Annotated in this window: 18 protein-coding genes and 3 pseudogenes; 12 read left to right on the forward strand and 9 right to left on the reverse strand. The window is 71.9% G+C overall.

Going from position 1 to position 18,349, the window contains the following annotated elements; all coding sequences use genetic code 11:
* Window positions 1-115 (forward strand): annotated as a pseudogene (locus IG05_RS49375) (helix-turn-helix domain-containing protein); the annotation flags it as partial.
* Window positions 116-415: 300 nt separating this feature from the next.
* Here IG05_RS49375 and IG05_RS0119395 read toward each other — a convergent pair.
* On the reverse strand, window positions 416-1,759 hold the full coding sequence (locus IG05_RS0119395; protein WP_030344192.1) for a pectate lyase family protein: 1,344 nt from the start codon (window positions 1,757-1,759) through the stop codon (window positions 416-418).
* Between the two features lie 230 nt (window positions 1,760-1,989).
* Here IG05_RS0119395 and IG05_RS0119400 point away from each other — a divergent pair, with 230 nt between their 5' ends.
* Window positions 1,990-2,682, forward strand: coding sequence for a nucleotidyl transferase AbiEii/AbiGii toxin family protein (locus IG05_RS0119400; RefSeq protein ID WP_030344193.1), 693 nt, complete (start codon window positions 1,990-1,992; stop codon window positions 2,680-2,682).
* Window positions 2,683-2,822: 140 nt separating this feature from the next.
* Here IG05_RS0119400 and aspS read toward each other — a convergent pair whose 3' ends face one another.
* Complete coding sequence (gene aspS / locus IG05_RS0119405) at window positions 2,823-4,586, reverse strand: aspartate--tRNA ligase (protein WP_030344194.1); 1,764 nt, start codon at window positions 4,584-4,586, stop codon at window positions 2,823-2,825.
* Window positions 4,587-4,761: 175 nt separating this feature from the next.
* Here aspS and IG05_RS0119410 point away from each other — a divergent pair, with 175 nt between their 5' ends.
* The gene (locus IG05_RS0119410) at window positions 4,762-6,915 is read left to right on the forward strand and encodes an ATP-binding SpoIIE family protein phosphatase (protein ID WP_030344195.1); all 2,154 of its coding nucleotides are present in this window, start codon (window positions 4,762-4,764) and stop codon (window positions 6,913-6,915) included.
* On the opposite strand, the gene IG05_RS0119415 is transcribed toward IG05_RS0119410, so the two are convergent.
* Window positions 6,867-7,931, reverse strand: a complete 1,065-nt coding sequence (locus IG05_RS0119415) for an AI-2E family transporter (protein ID WP_030344196.1) — start codon at window positions 7,929-7,931, stop codon at window positions 6,867-6,869. The genes IG05_RS0119410 and IG05_RS0119415 overlap by 49 nt on opposite strands.
* 136 nt (window positions 7,932-8,067) lie before the next feature.
* Here IG05_RS0119415 and IG05_RS0119420 point away from each other — a divergent pair, with 136 nt between their 5' ends.
* A complete protein-coding gene (locus IG05_RS0119420) occupies window positions 8,068-8,493 on the forward strand; it encodes an SRPBCC family protein (RefSeq protein ID WP_030344197.1) in 426 nt (141 codons plus the stop codon).
* A 14-nt stretch (window positions 8,494-8,507) separates the two neighbouring features.
* Here the strand turns inward: IG05_RS0119420 and IG05_RS0119425 are convergent, their stop codons facing one another.
* The 3 genes from IG05_RS0119425 to IG05_RS0119435 are packed head-to-tail and all read right to left on the reverse strand — an operon-like array spanning window position 8,508 to window position 10,110.
* Entirely contained in the window at window positions 8,508-8,885 is a 378-nt protein-coding gene (locus tag IG05_RS0119425) for a hypothetical protein (protein WP_030344199.1), read from the reverse strand.
* A complete protein-coding gene (locus tag IG05_RS0119430) occupies window positions 8,885-9,529 on the reverse strand; it encodes a hypothetical protein (protein ID WP_030344201.1) in 645 nt (214 codons plus the stop codon). Before IG05_RS0119430 ends, IG05_RS0119425 begins: the two co-directional genes overlap by 1 nt.
* Window positions 9,520-10,110, reverse strand: coding sequence for an RNA polymerase sigma factor (locus tag IG05_RS0119435; protein ID WP_107051388.1), 591 nt, complete (start codon window positions 10,108-10,110; stop codon window positions 9,520-9,522). The genes IG05_RS0119430 and IG05_RS0119435 overlap by 10 nt, the downstream gene beginning before the upstream one ends.
* Before the next feature lie 155 nt (window positions 10,111-10,265).
* Here IG05_RS0119435 and IG05_RS0119440 point away from each other — a divergent pair, with 155 nt between their 5' ends.
* From IG05_RS0119440 to IG05_RS0119460, 5 genes are all read left to right on the forward strand, one after another.
* Window positions 10,266-10,748 (forward strand): Asp23/Gls24 family envelope stress response protein, encoded by a 483-nt coding sequence (locus IG05_RS0119440; protein WP_030344204.1) that lies wholly within the window; start codon window positions 10,266-10,268, stop codon window positions 10,746-10,748.
* Between the two features lie 73 nt (window positions 10,749-10,821).
* Window positions 10,822-10,992, forward strand: a complete 171-nt coding sequence (locus tag IG05_RS0119445) for a hypothetical protein (RefSeq protein WP_158838963.1) — start codon at window positions 10,822-10,824, stop codon at window positions 10,990-10,992.
* On the forward strand, window positions 10,989-11,396 hold the full coding sequence (locus IG05_RS0119450) for an Asp23/Gls24 family envelope stress response protein (RefSeq protein WP_030344210.1): 408 nt from the start codon (window positions 10,989-10,991) through the stop codon (window positions 11,394-11,396). The genes IG05_RS0119445 and IG05_RS0119450 overlap by 4 nt, the downstream gene beginning before the upstream one ends.
* A 52-nt stretch (window positions 11,397-11,448) precedes the next feature.
* Window positions 11,449-12,138 carry a DUF6286 domain-containing protein gene (locus IG05_RS0119455; protein ID WP_030344212.1) on the forward strand — a complete coding sequence of 230 codons (690 nt, stop codon included), beginning with the start codon at window positions 11,449-11,451 and terminating at the stop codon, window positions 12,136-12,138.
* 31 nt (window positions 12,139-12,169) lie between these two features.
* Window positions 12,170-12,778, forward strand: coding sequence for a hypothetical protein (locus tag IG05_RS0119460; RefSeq protein WP_030344214.1), 609 nt, complete (start codon window positions 12,170-12,172; stop codon window positions 12,776-12,778).
* A gap of 141 nt (window positions 12,779-12,919) precedes the next feature.
* On the opposite strand, the pseudogene IG05_RS49380 reads toward IG05_RS0119460, so the two are convergent.
* Window positions 12,920-13,114: pseudogene (locus tag IG05_RS49380) on the reverse strand (MBL fold metallo-hydrolase); the annotation flags it as partial.
* A 43-nt stretch (window positions 13,115-13,157) separates the two neighbouring features.
* Here IG05_RS49380 and IG05_RS49385 point away from each other — a divergent pair.
* Window positions 13,158-13,283: pseudogene (locus IG05_RS49385) on the forward strand (DUF302 domain-containing protein); the annotation flags it as partial.
* A 73-nt stretch (window positions 13,284-13,356) separates the two neighbouring features.
* Here IG05_RS49385 and IG05_RS0119470 read toward each other — a convergent pair.
* Together IG05_RS0119470 and IG05_RS0119475 are read right to left on the reverse strand one after the other, a co-directional pair.
* Window positions 13,357-14,328 carry a pirin family protein gene (locus tag IG05_RS0119470; protein ID WP_030344216.1) on the reverse strand — a complete coding sequence of 324 codons (972 nt, stop codon included), beginning with the start codon at window positions 14,326-14,328 and terminating at the stop codon, window positions 13,357-13,359.
* 111 nt (window positions 14,329-14,439) lie between these two features.
* Window positions 14,440-14,913, reverse strand: coding sequence for an SseB family protein (locus IG05_RS0119475; protein WP_030344218.1), 474 nt, complete (start codon window positions 14,911-14,913; stop codon window positions 14,440-14,442).
* Window positions 14,914-15,074: 161 nt separating this feature from the next.
* Here IG05_RS0119475 and IG05_RS0119480 point away from each other — a divergent pair, with 161 nt between their 5' ends.
* Both IG05_RS0119480 and IG05_RS0119485 read left to right on the forward strand, forming a co-directional pair.
* Window positions 15,075-16,901: an acyl-CoA dehydrogenase gene (locus tag IG05_RS0119480; RefSeq protein ID WP_030344219.1), complete on the forward strand. Its 1,827-nt coding sequence runs from the start codon at window positions 15,075-15,077 to the stop codon at window positions 16,899-16,901.
* A 94-nt stretch (window positions 16,902-16,995) separates the two neighbouring features.
* A complete protein-coding gene (locus IG05_RS0119485; RefSeq protein WP_030344221.1) occupies window positions 16,996-18,300 on the forward strand; it encodes a M18 family aminopeptidase in 1,305 nt (434 codons plus the stop codon).
* Window positions 18,301-18,349: the final 49 nt, after the last annotated feature.

The following is an 18,349-nucleotide window of genomic DNA, read 5'->3' on the forward strand; positions in this document are numbered from 1 at the left end:
GGCCCCCACCCCCCGGCACCCCCTCCAGACCTGCGACGCCTGCGACCGCGCTTTCCGGGCGCCGACCACCGGCCGCTGCCGCGACTGCCGCACCCAGCCGAGCGAGGCCGAATGAGCACATGGACGCTCGGCCCCGCCATGCCGGACAGTCTGGCTCGGATATGCAGGCCTCGAAGGACGAGGCGTTCGCCAAGGCCGTCGAGTGGCAGTCCCTGAGTCCCGTGCAGAGCTGGGTTCTCCGCTGAGCACGGGACATCGAGATCGCCCGCCGTCCCGAGCTGTCCGCCCGCTTCGACCGCGCGCTCGGCACCCACCGACTTCCTCGCCCAGGTGGCAGCCAAGGCGGACGAACTGGTGAGAGCCGCTGATGCCTTTCACTTCCAGCAGGAGCAGGCCCTCACACCTGTCCGGGACGTTACTTCAGCACGCCCGCTCCCGTCGTGTTCGCCAGCTCCGCCGGCAGGTTCTTCGCCGTCGTCTCCAGCCCCGCCGTCAGCGTCGGCGTCCAGTTGACCGTGGTCTTGATCTTCTTCGAGCTCGCGGCGTTGTACGCGGCGACCAGGTCGGTGACCGTGCCGTTGACCAGGTTGCCGCTGCCCGCGACGGAGCCGGTGCCGTCGCCGCTCAGCAGCTTGGCGACCTTGCCGCCGGAGGGCACCGTCCAGTAGTTGGCCTGCGCGACGACCTGGGCCTTGGCGCGGGAGTTGATGCTGTACAGGGGCGCGTACCCGTCGACGGTCGTCGTGTCGTACACGTTGTTGTAGATGTGGACCTGGCCGAGGCGGGTCAGCGGGGCGCGCTGGACGATGCCCTTCCACACGTTGTGGTGGATGGAGACCCGCAGCTTGCCGGTGCTGTCCGTGTCGCTGGAGCCGATCAGCATCGTCTTGTCGTGGTCGGTGAACTGGTTGCGCTCGACGGTCACCAGATCGGAGCCCTTGGTGATGTCCAGGGCGCCGTCGTGGATCTGGTACTCGCGGCCGAAGTACTTCGGGTTGGCCTTGTCGAAGTGGGGCGCGTCGGTGAACGTGTTGTGGTCCGCCCAGACGTGGGTCGCACCGCGCAGGGTGACCGAGTCGTAGTTCGAGTTCCAGTTGCCGTCGTCGCCGTCGGTCGGGTCCCACTGCGGGAAGCAGTCCTCGGTGGCGGAGAAGGCCAGGTTGCGGACGATGACGTTGTCCACGTTCTGGATCTGGAGCATGCCGCCGGTGATCCCGGCGTTGCTGCCCGGCACGCCCACGATCGAGGTGTTGGCCGGCACCTTGAAGACGACGTTCTTCGCCTGCTTGGCCTGGGCGGCGGCGCGGGCCTTCTCCTGGGTGCCGGAGGGCAGCTTGGAGCGGCCGTAGCCGGCCGGGTCGTAGGCCTTGAGGTAGGCGGAGAGCGAGTAGCCGGTGCCGGAGGCGTAGTCCGCGCAGGTCAGCTTCTTGCCGCTGTCGTCGGTGTTGGCGTCGATCGTGCCCTTGATCTTGATGATGCGGGGCGTGGTGTCGGAGGCCGAGCCCAGCGCCTTCACGAGCTGGGCGCGGGTGGAGACGGTGAAGGTGTGCGCGGAGTCGGCCTTCGCGCCGCCGGTGGTCCCCGTGCCGGAGGCGGCCCAGCCGTCCTTGGCGGTGAGGGTCTGGTGGTACAGGTCGGCGGCGTCGGCGTTCGCGTTCAGCACGAACACCCCGGCGCCGACACCCGCGGCCACGACGGCGGCGGACACGGCGAGGGTGCGCCGCTTGCGGAGGGACCGGCGGTGGGAGGGAGCTGCCACGGAGGAGTCCTTAAGGGTCTGTCGAACGAGCCTTACGCCCCCTCAGTGGCCGCCGCTCCCGCCGGGGTTGCCGTCCGGCGGGGAAATTTTCCGGACGGCGGGGCCTTTCGGCCGGTGCCGGGCCGTGGCGACATGCATGACAAGCTCCTGTCGGGTGATCCTCAAGGTACGGACACCCCGCTGACACCCGTCGTCGCGCTCGTGCGACAGGAAGCCGGAAAGATCTCCCCGTGGACATCCCCGAACCCCATCGCCGGCTCCTCGCGGACGTCGCCCCGGCGGGCGGCCCGTACGGCCTGGTCCTGGCCGGCGGCTACGCCCTCCAGGCGCACGGACTGCTCGGCCGCCCGCACGCCAACCTCGACTTCGCCACCCAGAGCGCGCAGGCCATGGCGGACATCGCCGCGGCCGTCGGCGCGGTCCTGGAGACGCGGGGACGGCAGGTGCGCGTCGGCGCCGTCACCGCGCTCACCGCACAGCTGACGGTCACGGACCCGCCGACCGGTGACCCGTGCGCGCTCGCCCTGCACAAGGAGGTGTTCTGGCAGCCGCCGGAGCTGACCGCGTACGGCCCGGCGCTGTCCCTGGAGGACGCCGTCGGTACGAAGGTGCGCGCACTGTACGACCGGGGTGCGGCCACCGACCTCGTCGACGCGCGGGCGGCGGCGGCCCGCTTCCCCCTGCCGTACCTGGAGGAGCTGGGACGCCGGCACGCCCACGACGCCTTCGACCTGCCCACCCTGCAGTCCCGGCTGACCGGCACCGACTTCTACGCCGACGCCGACTTCCGCCGCCTCGGACTGGACGGGGAAGCGACCGCCGCCCTGCGCGCCTGGGCCCAGCACTGGTCCGACGACATCGCCGAGCGGCTGCTGGAGGAGGGCGCCGACCCGGACGCCGGGGAGGGCGAGCAGGGCGACTGAGCCGGATCAGCTCCCGCCGTGCGTCTCGTCCGGGCCACGCCCGGGGTGAGGCGGGCCCGAAGACGGCTGTGCGCGCCGATCGTCAAGAGCGAGTCAGGACGGATCGGCGCGCACGGGCCGGGACCTATCTGGTCATCTGCCTACTTGGGCTGCGGCTTCCTGACGGTCAGGTGCAGCTCGCGCAGGCGGGCCTCGTCCAGCTCGGTCGGGGCGCCCATCATCAGGTCCTGGGCGTTGCCGTTGAGCGGGAAGGCGATCGTCTCGCGGATGTTGGGCTCGTCCGCGAGGAGCATGACGATGCGGTCCACGCCCGGGGCGATGCCGCCGTGCGGCGGGGCGCCGAAGCGGAACGCGCGGAGCATGCCCGCGAACTTCTCCTCGACGGTCTCCCGGTCGTAGCCCGCGATCTCGAAGGCCTTGAGCATGATCTCCGGCTCGTGGTTCCGGATCGCGCCGGAGGACAGCTCGACGCCGTTGCAGACGATGTCGTACTGCCAGCCCAGGATGTCCAGCGGATCCTGGGTCTGCAGGGCCTCCAGGCCGCCCTGCGGCATCGAGAAGGGGTTGTGCGAGAAGTCGATCGCGCCGGTCTCCTCGTCCTTCTCGTACATCGGGAAGTCGACGATCCAGCAGAAGCGGAAGACGCCGTCCTCGAAGTGGCCGGCGCGCTTGGCCGCCTCGACGCGGACCGCGCCCATGATCTTCGAGACCTCGTCGTACTCGCCCGCGCCGAAGAAGACGGCGTGGCCGGCGGCCAGCGAGAGGCGCTTGGTCAGCTCCGCGACGTTCGCCTCGGTGAGGAACTTCGCGATCGGGCCGGACAGCGAGCCGTCCTCGGCCACGCGCACCCAGGCCAGGCCCTTGGCGCCCTGCTCGACCGCGTACTCACCGAGCTGGTCGAAGAACTTGCGGGGCTGGCCGGAGACGTCCGGCACCGGCAGCGCGCGCACGTGCTTGCCCGCGAAGGCCTTGAACTCCGAGCCCTCGAAGACGTCGGTGATGTCCACCAGCTCCAGCTTGGCGCGCAGGTCCGGCTTGTCCGAGCCGTACTTCAGCATCGCCTCGCGGAACGGGATGCGCGGGAAGGGGGAGGTGACGTGGCGGCCGCCGCCGAACTCCTCGAACAGCTCCGTCATGAGCTTCTCGATCGGCTGGAAGACGTCCTCCTGCTCGACGAAGCTCATCTCGACGTCGAGCTGGTAGAACTCGCCCGGCGAGCGGTCGGCGCGGGCGTCCTCGTCGCGGAAGCAGGGCGCGATCTGGAAGTAGCGGTCGAAGCCGGAGATCATCAGCAGCTGCTTGAACTGCTGCGGGGCCTGCGGCAGCGCGTAGAACCTGCCCGGGTGCACCCGGGAGGGGACCACGTAGTCGCGGGCGCCCTCGGGGGAGGTGGCGGACAGGATCGGCGTGGCCATCTCGTTGAAGCCCATCGCCGCCATCTTGTGGCGCATGGCCGAGATGACCGCCGTACGCAGCATGATGTTGCGGTGCATGCGCTCGCGGCGCAAATCCAGGAAGCGGTACTCCAGGCGCCGCTCCTCGTTGACCCCGTCCTCGGTGTTGATGGTGAACGGCAGGGGCTGGGCCGCGCCGAGCAGCTCGACCTCGGCGACCTCCACCTCGATCTCGCCGGTGGGCAGGTCGGGGTTCACGTTCTCGGTTCCACGTGAAACAACGCGGCCGTCGACGCGGACCGTGGACTCCTTGGAGATCTTGTCCAGGGCCTCGTACGCGGGGGTGCCGGGGCGGGCGACCAGCTGCGTGATGCCGTAGTGGTCGCGCAGATCGATGAAGAGGATGCCGCCCAGGTCGCGCCGATTGTGCAGCCAGCCACTCAGCCGGACGTCGGTGCCGACGTCAGAGGCGCGGAGCTGGCCGCAGGTGTGGGACCTGTACCGATGCATCGTCGTTCATCGTCCTTCGTGGTGGGGTTTCTCCTGCCGGCTCTGCGGACCGGCGGGAACGGGCACGGGGCCCGGACCCATCAAGGGTACCGGGCACCCCCAGCCCGGCTCCCCACCATTACCGCCGGGCCGCCTACGGTGGCAGTCTTCGGTCACCTCTTCCTAAAGTGGGGCAATGCGTACAGGTGAGCCCCTGCCGTCCGTCGAGGACGTCCTCGCCGCCCTCGCGACCGGACTGTGGCACTGGGACACGGCCACCGGCCTGGTCACCGTGGACGCGGAGGCGGCGCGGCTGATCGGGCTGCCCGCGGAGCCGGCCACCCTCACCGAGGCCCAGACCCGGGCCCGGTTCCACCCGGTCGACTGGAACGAGATCACCGGCGTGGTGCGGCTGGCGGTCGCCGAGGGCACCCTCGCCGAGGTACGCATCCGGATCATGGACGGCGACGGCGACGTCCTGCGCGTCGTCCGCAGCCGCTCCAAGCCGTCCTACGACCCCGAGCGGCACGCCTACGAGCTGATCGGCACCCTCCAGGAGGTGACCGAGCCGACCCCGGGCACGGCGGCCGGCCACAACGCGGTCACCGGGGACTGGCGGCGCTCCCGGGAGGCGTTCCTGCTGGACGCCGGCCGGGCGCTGGCGGAGGCCCGGTCCACGGCCGAGGTGCTGCGGGTGGCCGGCGGTCTGTCGATGCCGGGGTTCTCCCCGGACGGCCTCGTGGTGTTCGGGGTCGAGGGCGACCGGCTGACGGTCATCGGCCAGCACGGGCACCACCCCGGCGACATGGGCCGCTTCTCCGAGATGCCGCTGACCACCGCCTATCCGGCCGCCGAGGTCGCCCGCACGGGCCGCGCGGTGTACCTGTCCTCCCCGGACGAGTACAAGGACCGCTACCCGGTGACCTGGCCGCTCGCCCAGCACTTCGGACGCCGCTCGTGGGCGTTCCTGCCGCTGACGGTCGCCGGGCGCACGATGGGCGCCTGGCTGGCCGCCTTCACCCACCCGGTGGCCTTCACCCCGGACGAGCGCGCGGTCCTGACCACGGTCGCCCGGATGCTCGCCCAGGCGCTGTCCCGGGCCGGCGCCGCCGAGTCCGAGCGGGAGCTGACCGAGGGCCTGCAGCGCAGCATGCTGCCGTCGCTGGGCCCCGAGATCCCGGGGCTGCGGGGGGCCGCCCGGTACATCCCGACCGGCGGCGGCCTCCAGGTCGGCGGCGACTGGTACGACATGATCCCGCTGCCCTCCGGACGGGTCGCGCTGGTCATCGGGGACGTCCAGGGCCACGACGTGCGCGCGGCCGGCCTGATGGGCCAGCTGCGGATCGCGCTGCGCGCCTACGCCTCCGAGGGGCACCGCCCGGACGCCGTGCTCTCCCGCGCCTCCCGCTTCCTGCACGGCATCACCCAGGCCACCGGCGACGACCCGGCGGCCGACCTCCGCTTCGCGACCTGCCTGTACGCCGAGGCCGACCCGCCGACCGGCCGGCTGGAGATCGCCCGCGCCGGGCACCCGCACCCGGTGATCCGGATGGCGGACGGCACGGTGATGATGCGGCCGACCACGGGCGGACCACCGCTGGGCGTCGACCCGGACGCCGACTACCCGACGACCCGGTTCACCCTCGAATCCGGCGAGACGCTGATGCTGTGCACCGACGGCCTGATCGAGACCGGCGGACACGACCTGGAGAGCGGCTGGCGCAGGCTGCGCACGATCCTGGAGGACCACTCGGGCGACCTGGAGTCGATGGCCGACGCCCTGGTGCAGGGGGTGCACGGGCCGTCCTCCCACCACACCACCGGCCCGCTGGCCGACCGCCGTGAGGACGACATCGCGCTGCTGCTGCTGTGCCGGCCGGGAGAGGGCTGCGGCTGCGGCGACACCGTGGCGCTGCGGCCGCGGGTGCGGCGCTCGCTGCTGTCGGTGGCGCAGGACGAGCCGGAGCGGATCGCCGAGGCCCGCCAGCAGCTGCGCGAGCTGCTGCACGACTGGGCGTCGGCCGAGCAGCTGGACTCGGCGGTGCTGCTGGTCTCCGAGATGATCACCAACGTGCTGGTGCACACGGACACCGACGCACTGCTGCTCGCCGAGGTCACCGGCGCGGGGGAGGCCGGGCGGCGGCTGCGGGTGGAGGTCTTCGACACCGGCGACGACCTGCCGCACATGCGCCGCCCCGGCGAGCTGGCCTCCTCCGGCCGCGGTCTGATGCTGATCGAACTCCTCGCCGACGCCTGGGGGGTGGACCCGCGGGGCGAGGGCAAGAGCATCTGGTTCGAGCTCTACGAACCGGGCTGCTCGGGGGCCGAGGCGTCGGAAGGGGTGGCGTAACGTTCCCTCAGCTCCTGGACGACCCCGAAGGCCGCCGCGGTCAGCGGGACCGCGAGGAGCATGCCGAGGATGCCCGCGACGGAGGCACCCGCGGTGATCGCCAGCATCACCACGGCCGGGTGCATCTGCACGGTCCGGCTCTGGATCACCGGCTGCAGGACGTGCCCCTCCAGCACCTGCACCGCGAGCACCACCCCGAACGCCCACAGCGCGATCACGAAACCCCGGTCGGCGAGGGCGACCAGCACGGCCACCGCGCCGGAGATGAAGGCGCCGAGATAGGGGATGTAGGCGCCGACGAAGACGAGCGCGCCGAGACCCACCGCGCCGGGCACCCGGAGCACCAGCAGGCCCACGGTGATGCACACGGCGTCGATGATGGCGATGAGGGTCGTCCCGCGCATGAACCCCTCCACCCCGGCGAACGCCCGCCGGGCGATGGCCTCCAGGGTGTCGGCGCGGTCGCCGGGCGCGACCGAGCGCAGGGCGGCCACGGCCCGCTGGGAGTCGCGCAGGAAGAAGAAGACGAGCAGCAGCGCGAGCACGGCCATGGCGATGGACTCGGCGACCACGCTGACACCGCTGATGACATTGGAAGCGGCCGTCGCGCCGAACTTGCCCAGCAGTTGGCGTGCGTTGCCGGCGAGGTCGTCCAGCCCGGTCCCGGCCGCCCCGAAGTGCCGGGCGAGACCCTTGGCGGCGGTCCGCAGCGAGGAGACGATCTGGTCGCCGGTGTCGACGAGCGCGGCGACGATGATGTACACGGCACCGCCGACGACGGCCACCACGGCGACACAGGTGAGCCCGGCCGCCACCGACGCCTGCACCCCCGCGCGCACCAGCCACCGGTGCAACGGCCCGAGCAGCGCGGTGCCCAGCAGGGCGAGCAGCACCGGCGTGACGGCCGTACGCAACTCCCCGCACAGCAGCACCCCGAGCCATCCCACCGCGGCCCCGAGCAGCACCACGGCGCACCAGGCGGCGAACCGGCGTACGGGAACGGGCAGGAGCTGCACGCCTCCAGCAGATCACGGCGCACCCCGGCGGTCCCGCCGCGCGGGGCCGGCCGGGTGATGTGCGCGGTGGGCCGGCCCCGGCGCAGACTGGAGGAAGGCGAGGGGTCCGTCACCGGGCCAGGAGGCGAGGTTCGCGATGAGCAGGCTCGAAGAGCACATAGACATCGACGCCCCCGCGCAGAAGGTCTGGGACCTGCTGCACGACGTCGGCTCCTACCCGGCGTTCATCGACGGCGTCCAGCGGGCCCGGGAGAGCGCGGGCAACCGCGCCCGTCTCGACGTCCGGTCCGGCGGTGTGCAGCGGGAGTTCGAGGCCGTCCTCGACGACCGTGCGGGCGAGCAGGTCCTCATATGGCAGACCGAGGGCAGCCCCGAGCTGAAGGGCAGCCTGTCCGTACGGCCGGTGGACCAGGGGCACAGCCAGGTGCAGATCCGGCTGGAGTACGAACCGGGCGCCGTCCACGACGCCTTCGGCGGTCCGAAGGGCATGGCCCAGGTCCACCGCATCGAGAACGCGGTCCGCGGCGACCTGCGGCAGTTCAAGAGCCTGGCCGAGGGATAGCCACGGGCCGCTGCTCACACCACGTCGTGGCGGCCGGCGATGCGGATCACGGTGACCTCGACGGCGACCGGCTGCACTGCGTCGAGTGCGGCGAGATGGGAGACGACGGCGGCCGCCACCCGGTCGTGGACGTTCTGGGCGACGTCCAGCGACCGCCGCCCCTCGGCCAGGACGCAACGCACCTCTATCCGCCAGCCCGAGCCGTCCGGCGCCCGGCCGGCCCGGATGCCCGCCTCGGGTGACGTGCGCAGCCACGTGGCGTCCGTCCGGGTGGGCGCGGCGGCTGCCGCGAGGCGACGGGAGAGGCGGGGGTGCAGGCCCGCCACGCCGGGGACCGCGAGGGCCGCCTCGGCCGCGATGCCGACGAGGGTGGCCTGGCGGATCGCGGTCATCACGCACCGCCGCCGGTCGGGAGGCCGGGACGCCCGGGCGGCGGCTCCGGCTCCAGGACGTCGACCACGGTGATGTCGACGGCCGTCACGGCGAGACCCAGGATCTGTCCGGCCGAATGGAGTACCGACCCGCGCACCTGCTGGACCCGGTCGGTCAGCGGGCGGTCGAGAGCCGCGGCCAGGGTCATGGTCACCCGTACGTCGGTGCCCTCCGCCGCGGGTGTGAGCCGGCAGCCCGCCGCCCTGACACCGGGAACCGTGTCCGCGGCCTGCCGCAGGACCTTCGCCGCGGCGCTCTCGGCGATCCGCAGGTCCCGGTCCGGGTCCGCCAGGGGCAGCAGCCGGCCGAGCCGTGCCTCTGCCCTGACGATGTTCATGACGCGGTCGGCAAGTGCGCGCAGGCCGGGGGCGTCCTCGGCACGCAGCGCGCCGGTGGCCGCGTTCACCGTGGCGAGTCCCTCGACGGCCTCGTGGCAGTGAGGACAGGAGACGGTGTGCGGGTCCGCGGCCGGGGCCGCGTCGCACGCCTGCTCCCAGACCCGGCTGAGCAGGCGGCCGCAGGGGAGTACCTGATCGCCCTCGAACGGGAGCCCCTCGGCGGCGGGCGGTTCGGGAGGCCGCGCGTGCGGATCGTCTAGCGCCACGGGCCCATCGCCTCCTGAAGGGATCGGCGTGCCCTGAACAGTCTGCCGCGCACGGTCGGTTCATTGGTCCGCGTCACATGGGCGATCTCCTTGTAGGACAGGCCCTGCACCTCCCGCAGGATCCAGCAGAGCCGCTGTCCGGCGTCCAGATCGTCGAGCGCACGGGTCAGTGCGGCGGTGGCCGCGTCCTGCTCGGCGGACAGGGCGGGCTGGCTCCGGGCGTCTCCCGCTGCCGGCTCGACGACGACGTCCAAGGGGAGGGGCGGCGGCCGGTGCCTGCGCATGCTCAGGCACCGGTTGACGGTGATCCGGTACATCCAGGTGCGGAACTCCGCGCGGTGGCCGTATTCCGGCAGGCGTCGCCAGGCGCTGACGAAGGCGTCCTGAACGGCCTCTTCGGCGTCCTGGGGATTGCCCAGCATGCAGCGCGCCAGGGTGAGGAGGGACGAGCCGTGCCGCTGGACGAGAGCGGCGAAGGAGTCCTCGTCCCCCTCGGCTGCCCGTAGGGCCAGCAGCCCGTCCGGCAGCTCGCGTCCCGGCAGGTCGCGTTCGGGCGATGGGGAAACAGCGCGTTCGGTCATGGCGCCCCCGCACGAGGCTCGGACCGTTCGGGTACCCAGGGAGTGACATGTGATTCACATCACACGTGCTGGGCGTGAGAAATGCACCGCCCGGCATGTCCAACCTTTTGAAGGGCGCCGCACCGGTGTCCGACCGACCGATCGAGGCGACCGCCATGACGGACAACATGACCAGCGTCGGCGGGGGCAACGGGCCCACTGCGGGCGTGAGCGCGCTGAAGGGCCGTACCGGAGCCGGGGCTCCGGCCGAGACGCGGGGGAAGACCACGATCGCCGACGGCGTGGTGGCCAAGATCGCGGGCATGGCCGCCCGCGAGGTACCGGGCATCCACAACCTGGGAGCGGGGATGGCCCGCGCGTTCGGTGCCGTGCGGGAACGCGTTCCCGGCGGAGGCGGAGCCGTCACGCGAGGCGTGAAGGTCGAGGTCGGCGAGCGTCAGGCCGCGGTGGATCTGGACGTCGTCGTCGAGTACGGCGTCTCCATCGTCGACGTCGCCGGCGGTGTCCGCACCAATGTCATCAGTGCCGTCGAGCGGATGACGGGCCTGGAGGTCGTCGAGGTGAACGTCGCCGTCGACGACGTCCACCTGCCCGACGAGGAGGAAGAGGCCGCACCGGACGAGGGCCGCGTGAGGTGATCCGCCACCGGGCCCTGCACGGGCGCGGGAGATCGCGCGCACGGTGACGTACGAGCGCGGGACGGGTGAGTGCATGATGAACGCAGCAACGACGGGCCTCGCGACGGGCGTGGCCCTGGGCTTCGCCGGGTATTTCGGCGGCTTCTGGGCGTTTCTGCTGGTTCTGGTCCTGGGGGCGGCGGGGCTGGTCGTCGGCCTCGTCGTGCAGGGCGACCTCGACATCCGGGCACGGAGGCAGCGGTGAAGACCCGGCCGGGTTCCCCCGGCGAAGGGCCGGCCCCACCGGCGCCGGCCGCCGGTCTGCCGCCCCCGGCCGAACGGGGCGCCACCGTCATCCCGGACCGGGTGGTCGCCCGTATCGCCAGGCAGGCCGCACGCACGGCCCAGTCACGGCGCGCCGCCGTACCGCCCGACCGGAGCGCGGCGGAGGCGCCGAGCGCGTCCGCCGCCGTCCGTACCGGATCGGTGCGCCTGCACCTGGCCCTGGACCTGCCCTATCCCACCGACATCCCCCACGTCTGTGAACGGATCCGGCACGACGTCGCCGAACGGGTGGCACAGCTGACCGGCTTGCGGGTGGGAGAGGTCACGCTCACCGTCCGGCGGCTGGTGACCGCCGCCGGAGCGAAGCGGGGGCGGGTCCAATGAACGGCCACGCGGTCTCGCGCGCCGGGCACGCCGCGCAGGAAGGGGGATCCCGATGACACCGGACCCCGGTCCTCCCGGCCGCGGCTCCACGCCGTCCACGCACCGGGCCACGGTGCCGCTGACGAAGGAGCCCGATCCCCCCGGACGCGACGACGGGCCCGGCCCCGGTCCCCCGGCCGGGAAGCGCGGCAGCGGGCACCGGACCCACCGGCCGTGGTCCGCGCGCCGCCTCCCGGCGGCGCTGGTCGCCTCGGTGATCCTCCTGGCCGCGCTCGCAGCTCTGGTCGACGTCGTCTCCGTACGGGCGGGACACCGGGCGGCGGCCTGGCGACGGCACCTTGCCGACGAACTGGCCACCCGCTCCGTGGACGACGTGTGGATCCTCACGGGGGCCGCCGTGGCCGCCGCGGTCGGCCTCTGGCTGATCGTCCTCGCCCTCACCCCGGGTCTGCGCCGCTGGCTGCCCCTGCGTTCACCCGCCGACTGCCCCCGGCTACGGGCCTCCCTGGACCGGGACGGCGCCGCCGGCCTGCTGCGCGACGCCGCGATGCGGGTCGCCGGAGTCGGCGCGGCACGCGTCCGGGTGCGCCGCCACCGCATCACCGCACACGCGGAAGTCCGCTTCCGTGACCCCCGGCAGGTGAAGGACGACCTCACCGCCGCCCTCGGCGAGGAACGCGACCGGCTGGCCCTCGCCCGTCCTCCCCGCGTCGCCGTACGGGTTCGGCGACGCGCCGGCTGAACCGAGAACACGCAGCATCGGAGCCCGCCCCATGACGCCGCGATCCGTACTCAACCGCAGTCTGCTGGCCCTCACCGGACTGGTCCTGCTCGGCGGCGGGCTGCTGGTCCTCTTCGCCGGGTTCGACCTCTACCGGCGCCACGCCCTGGTGCCGCCCGCAGGCTGGCCCCTGATCACCCCGGCCGACGTCCTGCTCGGCTCCGCCGACCGGGCCCGCTGGAGCAGCCAGGGCTGGTGGTGGTGGCCCGCGGTCATCGCCGCCCTCGTCCTCACCGCCGCGCTCGCCCTGTGGTGGCTGCTCGCCCAGCTGGGCCGGCGCCGCCCCGGCTCCCTGCCCGTCGGCGGCACACCCCCGCAGGAGGGCGTCGAACTGCGCGACAGCGCACTCAGCGACGCGATCGCGGCCGAAGCCGGTGCCCTGCCGGGGGTCGACCGTGCGACCGTGCACATCACCGGCCGGCCGGCCCGCCACCGCACCCGCGTCAGCCTCACCCTCACCCCCGAGGGCCCGCCCGGCGCCACTCTCGGTGCCCTCTGCGAAGGCCCGCTCCGCACCGCCCGCCGGTCCACCGGCCTCCCGGACCTGCCCACCGAGGTACGCCTGCACGTCACCCGCCACAAGCCCCACCGTGCGGAGTGAGGAACCGGATCACGAAGACGGCCGGTCCGGACCCTCGTGGTGCGCGAGGCTGCGGACCGGACACCGCGTGGGACCGATGGCGAGTCCTTCTCCACGCCCGGGGCCAGGGTCGCGTGGATCATCGTGATCGGCGTGCACGCGGGTCCCGGCATCACGGGACGTCTTGCGCTCCTTCCCGATCGGGGTCGCGTCCCCCTCGGCCTGTGAGGGGGAGCAGAAGCTTCCGAAGCCGTGGGTGGGAAGTACCGGCACCTCGTCGGCCAGGCGGTGGGCCGATGCGTGCCGGGCGCGGGCCAGCCGCTCGGTCGGCCGCGGCTCGACCCGATCCGGGCGGCCCCACGCCCGCCCTCGGTGAGGGCGTAGGACCGACGGCCGCACCATCCGCCTCGGCGCCGACTTCGACAGCGCCGTCACCGCCGTACGCAAGGCCCTGGCCGATCAGGGCTTCGGCATCCTCACCGAGATCGACGTCAAGGCCACCCTCAAGGCCAAGCTCGACCACGACAAGGCGGCGGCAAACGCGGAACGAGCCCGCCCGTGTCCGGGCCGGGCTCGTCCGCATGCAGCTTCAGCGAGCCTTACAGCCCGCCTTCGGACATCCCGTGCACGGCCGGGATCGTGCCCAGCCGGCCCTTCTGGAAGTCCTCGAAGGCCTGCATCAGCTCGTCCTTGGTGTTCATGACGAACGGGCCGTAGTGGACCATCGGCTCGCGGATGGGCCGGCCGCCGAGGAGCACGACCTCCAGGTCCGGGGTGTTGCCGTCCTGCTTCTCGTCCGCGCGGACGGTCAGCGAGGAGCCGGCGCCGAAGACGGCGGTCTGGCCCGTGCGCACCGGGCGCCGCTGCGTACCCACGCTGCCGCGGCCGGCGAGGACGTACGCCAGCCCGTTGAAGTCCTCCCGCCACGGCAGGGTGACCTCCGCGCCCGGGGCGAGGGTCGCGTGGATCATCGTGATCGGCGTGTGCGTGATGCCGGGACCCTGGTGGCCGTCCAGCTCGCCGGCGATGACCCGCAGCAGCGCGCCGCCGTCGGGGGTGGTCAGCAGCTGGACGTTGCCGCCGCGGATGTCCTGGTAGCGCGGGGCCATCATCTTGTCCTTCGCGGGGAGGTTCACCCACAGCTGGAGCCCGTGGAAGAGGCCGCCGGACATGACGAGGGACTCCGGCGGCGCCTCGATGTGCAGCAGGCCCGCGCCGGCTGTCATCCACTGGGTGTCGCCGTTGGTGATGGTGCCGCCGCCGCCGTTGGAGTCCTGGTGGTCGAAGACGCCGTCGATGATGTAGGTGACGGTCTCGAAGCCGCGGTGCGGGTGCCAGGGGGTGCCCTTGGGCTCGCCCGGCGCGTACTCCACCTCGCCCATCTGGTCCATCATGATGAACGGGTCGAGGTGGCGGTAGTTGATCCCCGCGAACGCCCGGCGCACCGGGAAGCCCTCGCCCTCGAACCCGCTCGGCGCGGTCGTGACGGTGAGCACGGGACGTGCCACGGCGTCGGCGGGAGCGGTCACACGGGGCAGCGTCAACGGGTTCTCGACGGTCACTGCAGGCATGGTGGGTACCTCCTTGGTACGCCCACTTTAGTTGAGCGTTGAACTTCTTGTCACCACGAACAGAAAAAGCCCGGAGGGCATTCCCTCCGGGCCGGCGGTGGTGCGGGGCGTCTAGCCGTACATACGGCGCATCGCGAAGTCGACCATCTGCTCGACCGCCTTCGCGTCGAACACCATCCGGTGCTCGCCCTCCATGTCCAGGACGAAGCCGTAGCCGGTCGGCAGCAGGTCGATCACCTCGGCGCCGGTGATGACGAAGTACTTGGACTCCTTGCCCGCGTACCGGCGCAGCTCCTTCAGCGAGGTGAACATCGGGATCACCGGCTGCTGGGTGTTGTGCAGGGCGAGGAAGCCGGGGGTGTCGCCGCGGGGGCAGTAGACCTTCGACGTCGCGAAGATCTGCTGGAAGTCCTCGGCGGACATCTGGCCGGTGGTGAAGGCACGCACCGCGTCAGCGAGCGAGGGCGGGGACGGTTCGGGGTACAGCGGCGGCTGCTGCCCGTATCCGCCGGCCATCGGCTGCTGGGGCGGGGCGTACTGCTGCTGGGCAGCGCCCCCGTCCATGGGCTGGCCGTATCCGTACATGCGCGCAAGCCTACCGAGAACAGGGCGAGGGGTGGGTCACAGATCCCCGGATCGGGGTTGCTTCTTATTACCGACGGGTAGCATCATCGTAGCTACTTGTTGGTACGTGAACTAGGTGCGAGGAGCAAGTGCCTCGCCGATCCCTCAACGGAGCCGTCGCCATGGGGCACTACAAGTCGAATCTCCGCGACATCGAGTTCAACCTCTTCGAAGTACTGGGGCGCGACAAGGTGTACGGCACCGGCCCGTTCGAGGAGATGGACGTCGAGACCGCAAAGAGCGTCCTGGAGGAGCTGACCCGCCTCTCCGAGAACGAGCTGGCCGAGTCCTTCGCCGACGCCGACCGCAACCCGCCGGTCTTCGACCCGGAGACCAACACCGCGCCCGTCCCGGCGTCCTTCAAGAAGAGCTACCAGGCCTTCATGGACTCCGAGTACTGGCGGCTCGGCCTGCCCGAGGAGATCGGCGGCACCACCTCGCCGCGCTCCCTCATCTGGGCCTACGCCGAGCTGATCCTGGGCGCCAACCCGGCCGTGTGGATGTACTCCTCGGGCCCGGCGTTCGCCGGCATCCTCTTCGAGGAGGGCAACGAGGTCCAGAAGCACATAGCCAAGGTCGCCACCGAGAAGCAGTGGGGCTCCACCATGGTCCTCACCGAGCCGGACGCCGGCTCGGACGTGGGCGCCGGCCGCACCAAGGCCGTGCAGCAGGAGGACGGCTCCTGGCACATCGAGGGCGTGAAGCGCTTCATCACCTCCGGTGAGCACGACATGTCGGAGAACATCCTCCACTACGTGCTCGCGCGTCCCGAGGGCGCCGGCCCCGGCACCAAGGGCCTGTCCCTCTTCCTCGTCCCGAAGTACCTCTTCGACTTCGAGACCGGCGAGCTGGGCGAGCGCAACGGCGTCTACGCCACCAACGTCGAGCACAAGATGGGCCTGAAGGCCTCCAACACGTGCGAGATGACCTTCGGCGACAAGCACCCCGCCAAGGGCTGGCTGATCGGCGACAAGCACGACGGCATCCGCCAGATGTTCCGCATCATCGAGTTCGCCCGCATGATGGTCGGCACGAAGGCGATCTCCACGCTGTCCACCGGCTACCTGAACGCGCTGGAGTACGCCAAGGAGCGCGTGCAGGGCCCGGACCTGGCCAACTTCATGGACAAGACCGCGCCCAAGGTCACCATCACCCACCACCCCGACGTGCGCCGCTCGCTGATCACGCAGAAGGCGTACGCGGAGGGCATGCGCGCCCTCGTCCTCTACACCGCCTCCATCCAGGACGCCATCCAGCTCAAGGAGGCGAACGGCGAGGACGCCTCCGCCGAGGAGGCGCTGAACGACCTGCTCCTGCCCATCGTCAAGGGCTACGGCTCCGAGAAGGGCTACGAGCAGCTCGCCCAGTCGCTGCAGACCTTCGGCGGCTCCGGCTTCCTCCAGGAGTACCCGATCGAGCAGTACATCCGGGACTCCAAGATCGACACCCTCTACGAGGGCACCACGGCGATCCAGGGCCAGGACTTCTTCTTCCGGAAGATCGTCCGCAACCAGGGCGCCGCGCTGAACTCCCTCGCCGAGGACATCAAGAAGTTCCTGGCGCTCGGCACCGGCGGCGAGGAGCTGGCCGGCGCCCGCGAGCACCTGGCCAAGGCGGCCGTGGAGCTGGAGGCGATCGTCGGCCTGATGCTGACCGACCTCGCCGCCACCGAGCAGGACACCAAGAACATCTACAAGGTGGGCCTGAACACCACCCGCCTGCTGATGGCCTCCGGTGACGTCGTCGTCGGCTACCTGCTCCTCAAGGGCGCCGCGATCGCCGCCGAGAAGCTGACCACCGCCTCCGCGAAGGACAAGGCGTTCTACACCGGCAAGATCGCCGCGGCGAAGTTCTTCGCGGCGAACGTCCTGCCCGGCGTCACCCTCGCCCGCAAGGTCGCCGGCAGCGTCGAGCTGGACCTCATGGAGCTGGACGAGGCCGCGTTCTAAGCGGTCCTGACGTTCCGGACGTCCCCGCCGATTCCTCGCACGGGCCCGCTCTCTTTCCGGGAGCGGGCCCGTGCACGTCGTTAAGGTGAATCCCATGAGCGCACCAGCCCGCTTCGACCGCGGCCACACCGACGACCTGATGTCCTTCCTGGCGGCGAGCCCGTCGCCGTACCACGCCGTGGCGAACACCGCCGAGCGGCTGGAGAAGGCGGGCTTCCGGCAGGTCGCGGAGACGGACGCCTGGGACACCGTGGCATCGGGACCCGGCGGCCGGTACGTGCTGCGCGGCGGCGCGATCGTGGCCTGGTACGTGCCCGAGGGCGCCGGACCGCACACCCCCTTCCACATCGTCGGCGCGCACACCGACTCCCCGAGCCTGCGGGTCAAGCCGCGCCCGGACACCGGGACGCAGGGCTGGCGCCAGGTCGCCGTGGAGATCTACGGTGGCCCGCTGCTCAACTCCTGGCTGGACCGGGACCTGGGCCTGGCCGGCCGGCTGTCGCTGCGCGACGGCTCCTCGGTCCTGGTCGACGTGGACCGCCCGCTGCTGCGGGTGCCGCAGCTCGCCATCCACCTGGACCGTTCGGTCAGCGCCGAGGGACTCAAGCTGGACAAGCAGCGGCACCTGCAGCCGGTGTGGGGCCTCGGCGACGTGCTGGACGGCGACCTCATCGCCTTCCTGGAGCAGGAGGCCGGGCTGGCGGCGGGCTCGGTGGCCGGCTGGGACCTGATGACGCATCCGGTGGAGCCGCCGGCCTACCTCGGCCGGGACCGGGAACTGGTCGCCGGCCCGCGCATGGACAACCTGCTGTCGGTGCACGCCGGTGTGGCCGCCCTGACCGCCGTCGCGGCCTCCGGTGCGCCGCTGGGCCGCATCCCGGTGCTGGCCGCCTTCGACCACGAGGAGAACGGCTCCCAGTCGGACACCGGCGCGGACGGCCCGCTGCTCGGCACGGTGCTGGAGCGCTCGGTGCTGGCGCGCGGCGGGTCGTTCGAGGACCGGGCGCGCGCCTTCGCCGGCTCGGTCTGTCTGTCCTCCGACACGGGCCACGCCGTGCACCCCAACTACGCCGAGCGGCACGACCCGACGCACCACCCGCGGGTCAACGGCGGGCCGCTCCTCAAGGTCAACGTCAACAACCGCTACGCCACGGACGGTTCGGGCCGCGCGGTGTTCGCCGCGGCCTGCGAGAAGGCGAACGTCCCCTTCCAGAGCTTCGTCTCCAACAACTCCATGCCGTGCGGCACCACCATCGGCCCGATCACCGCGGCCCGGCACGGCATCCGCACGGTCGACATCGGCGTGGCGATCCTCTCCATGCACAGCGTGCGCGAACTGTGCGGCGCCGACGACCCGTTCCTGCTCGCGAATGCCCTGACGGCCTTCCTGGAGGGCTAGTCGCGACCTCGCCGGGTACCCGCACGGCACCGGAGATTCCGGAACCGGA

This window comes from Streptomyces sp. NRRL S-1022, from assembly GCF_000720135.1.
In the GTDB taxonomy this organism is placed as follows: domain Bacteria; phylum Actinomycetota; class Actinomycetes; order Streptomycetales; family Streptomycetaceae; genus Streptomyces.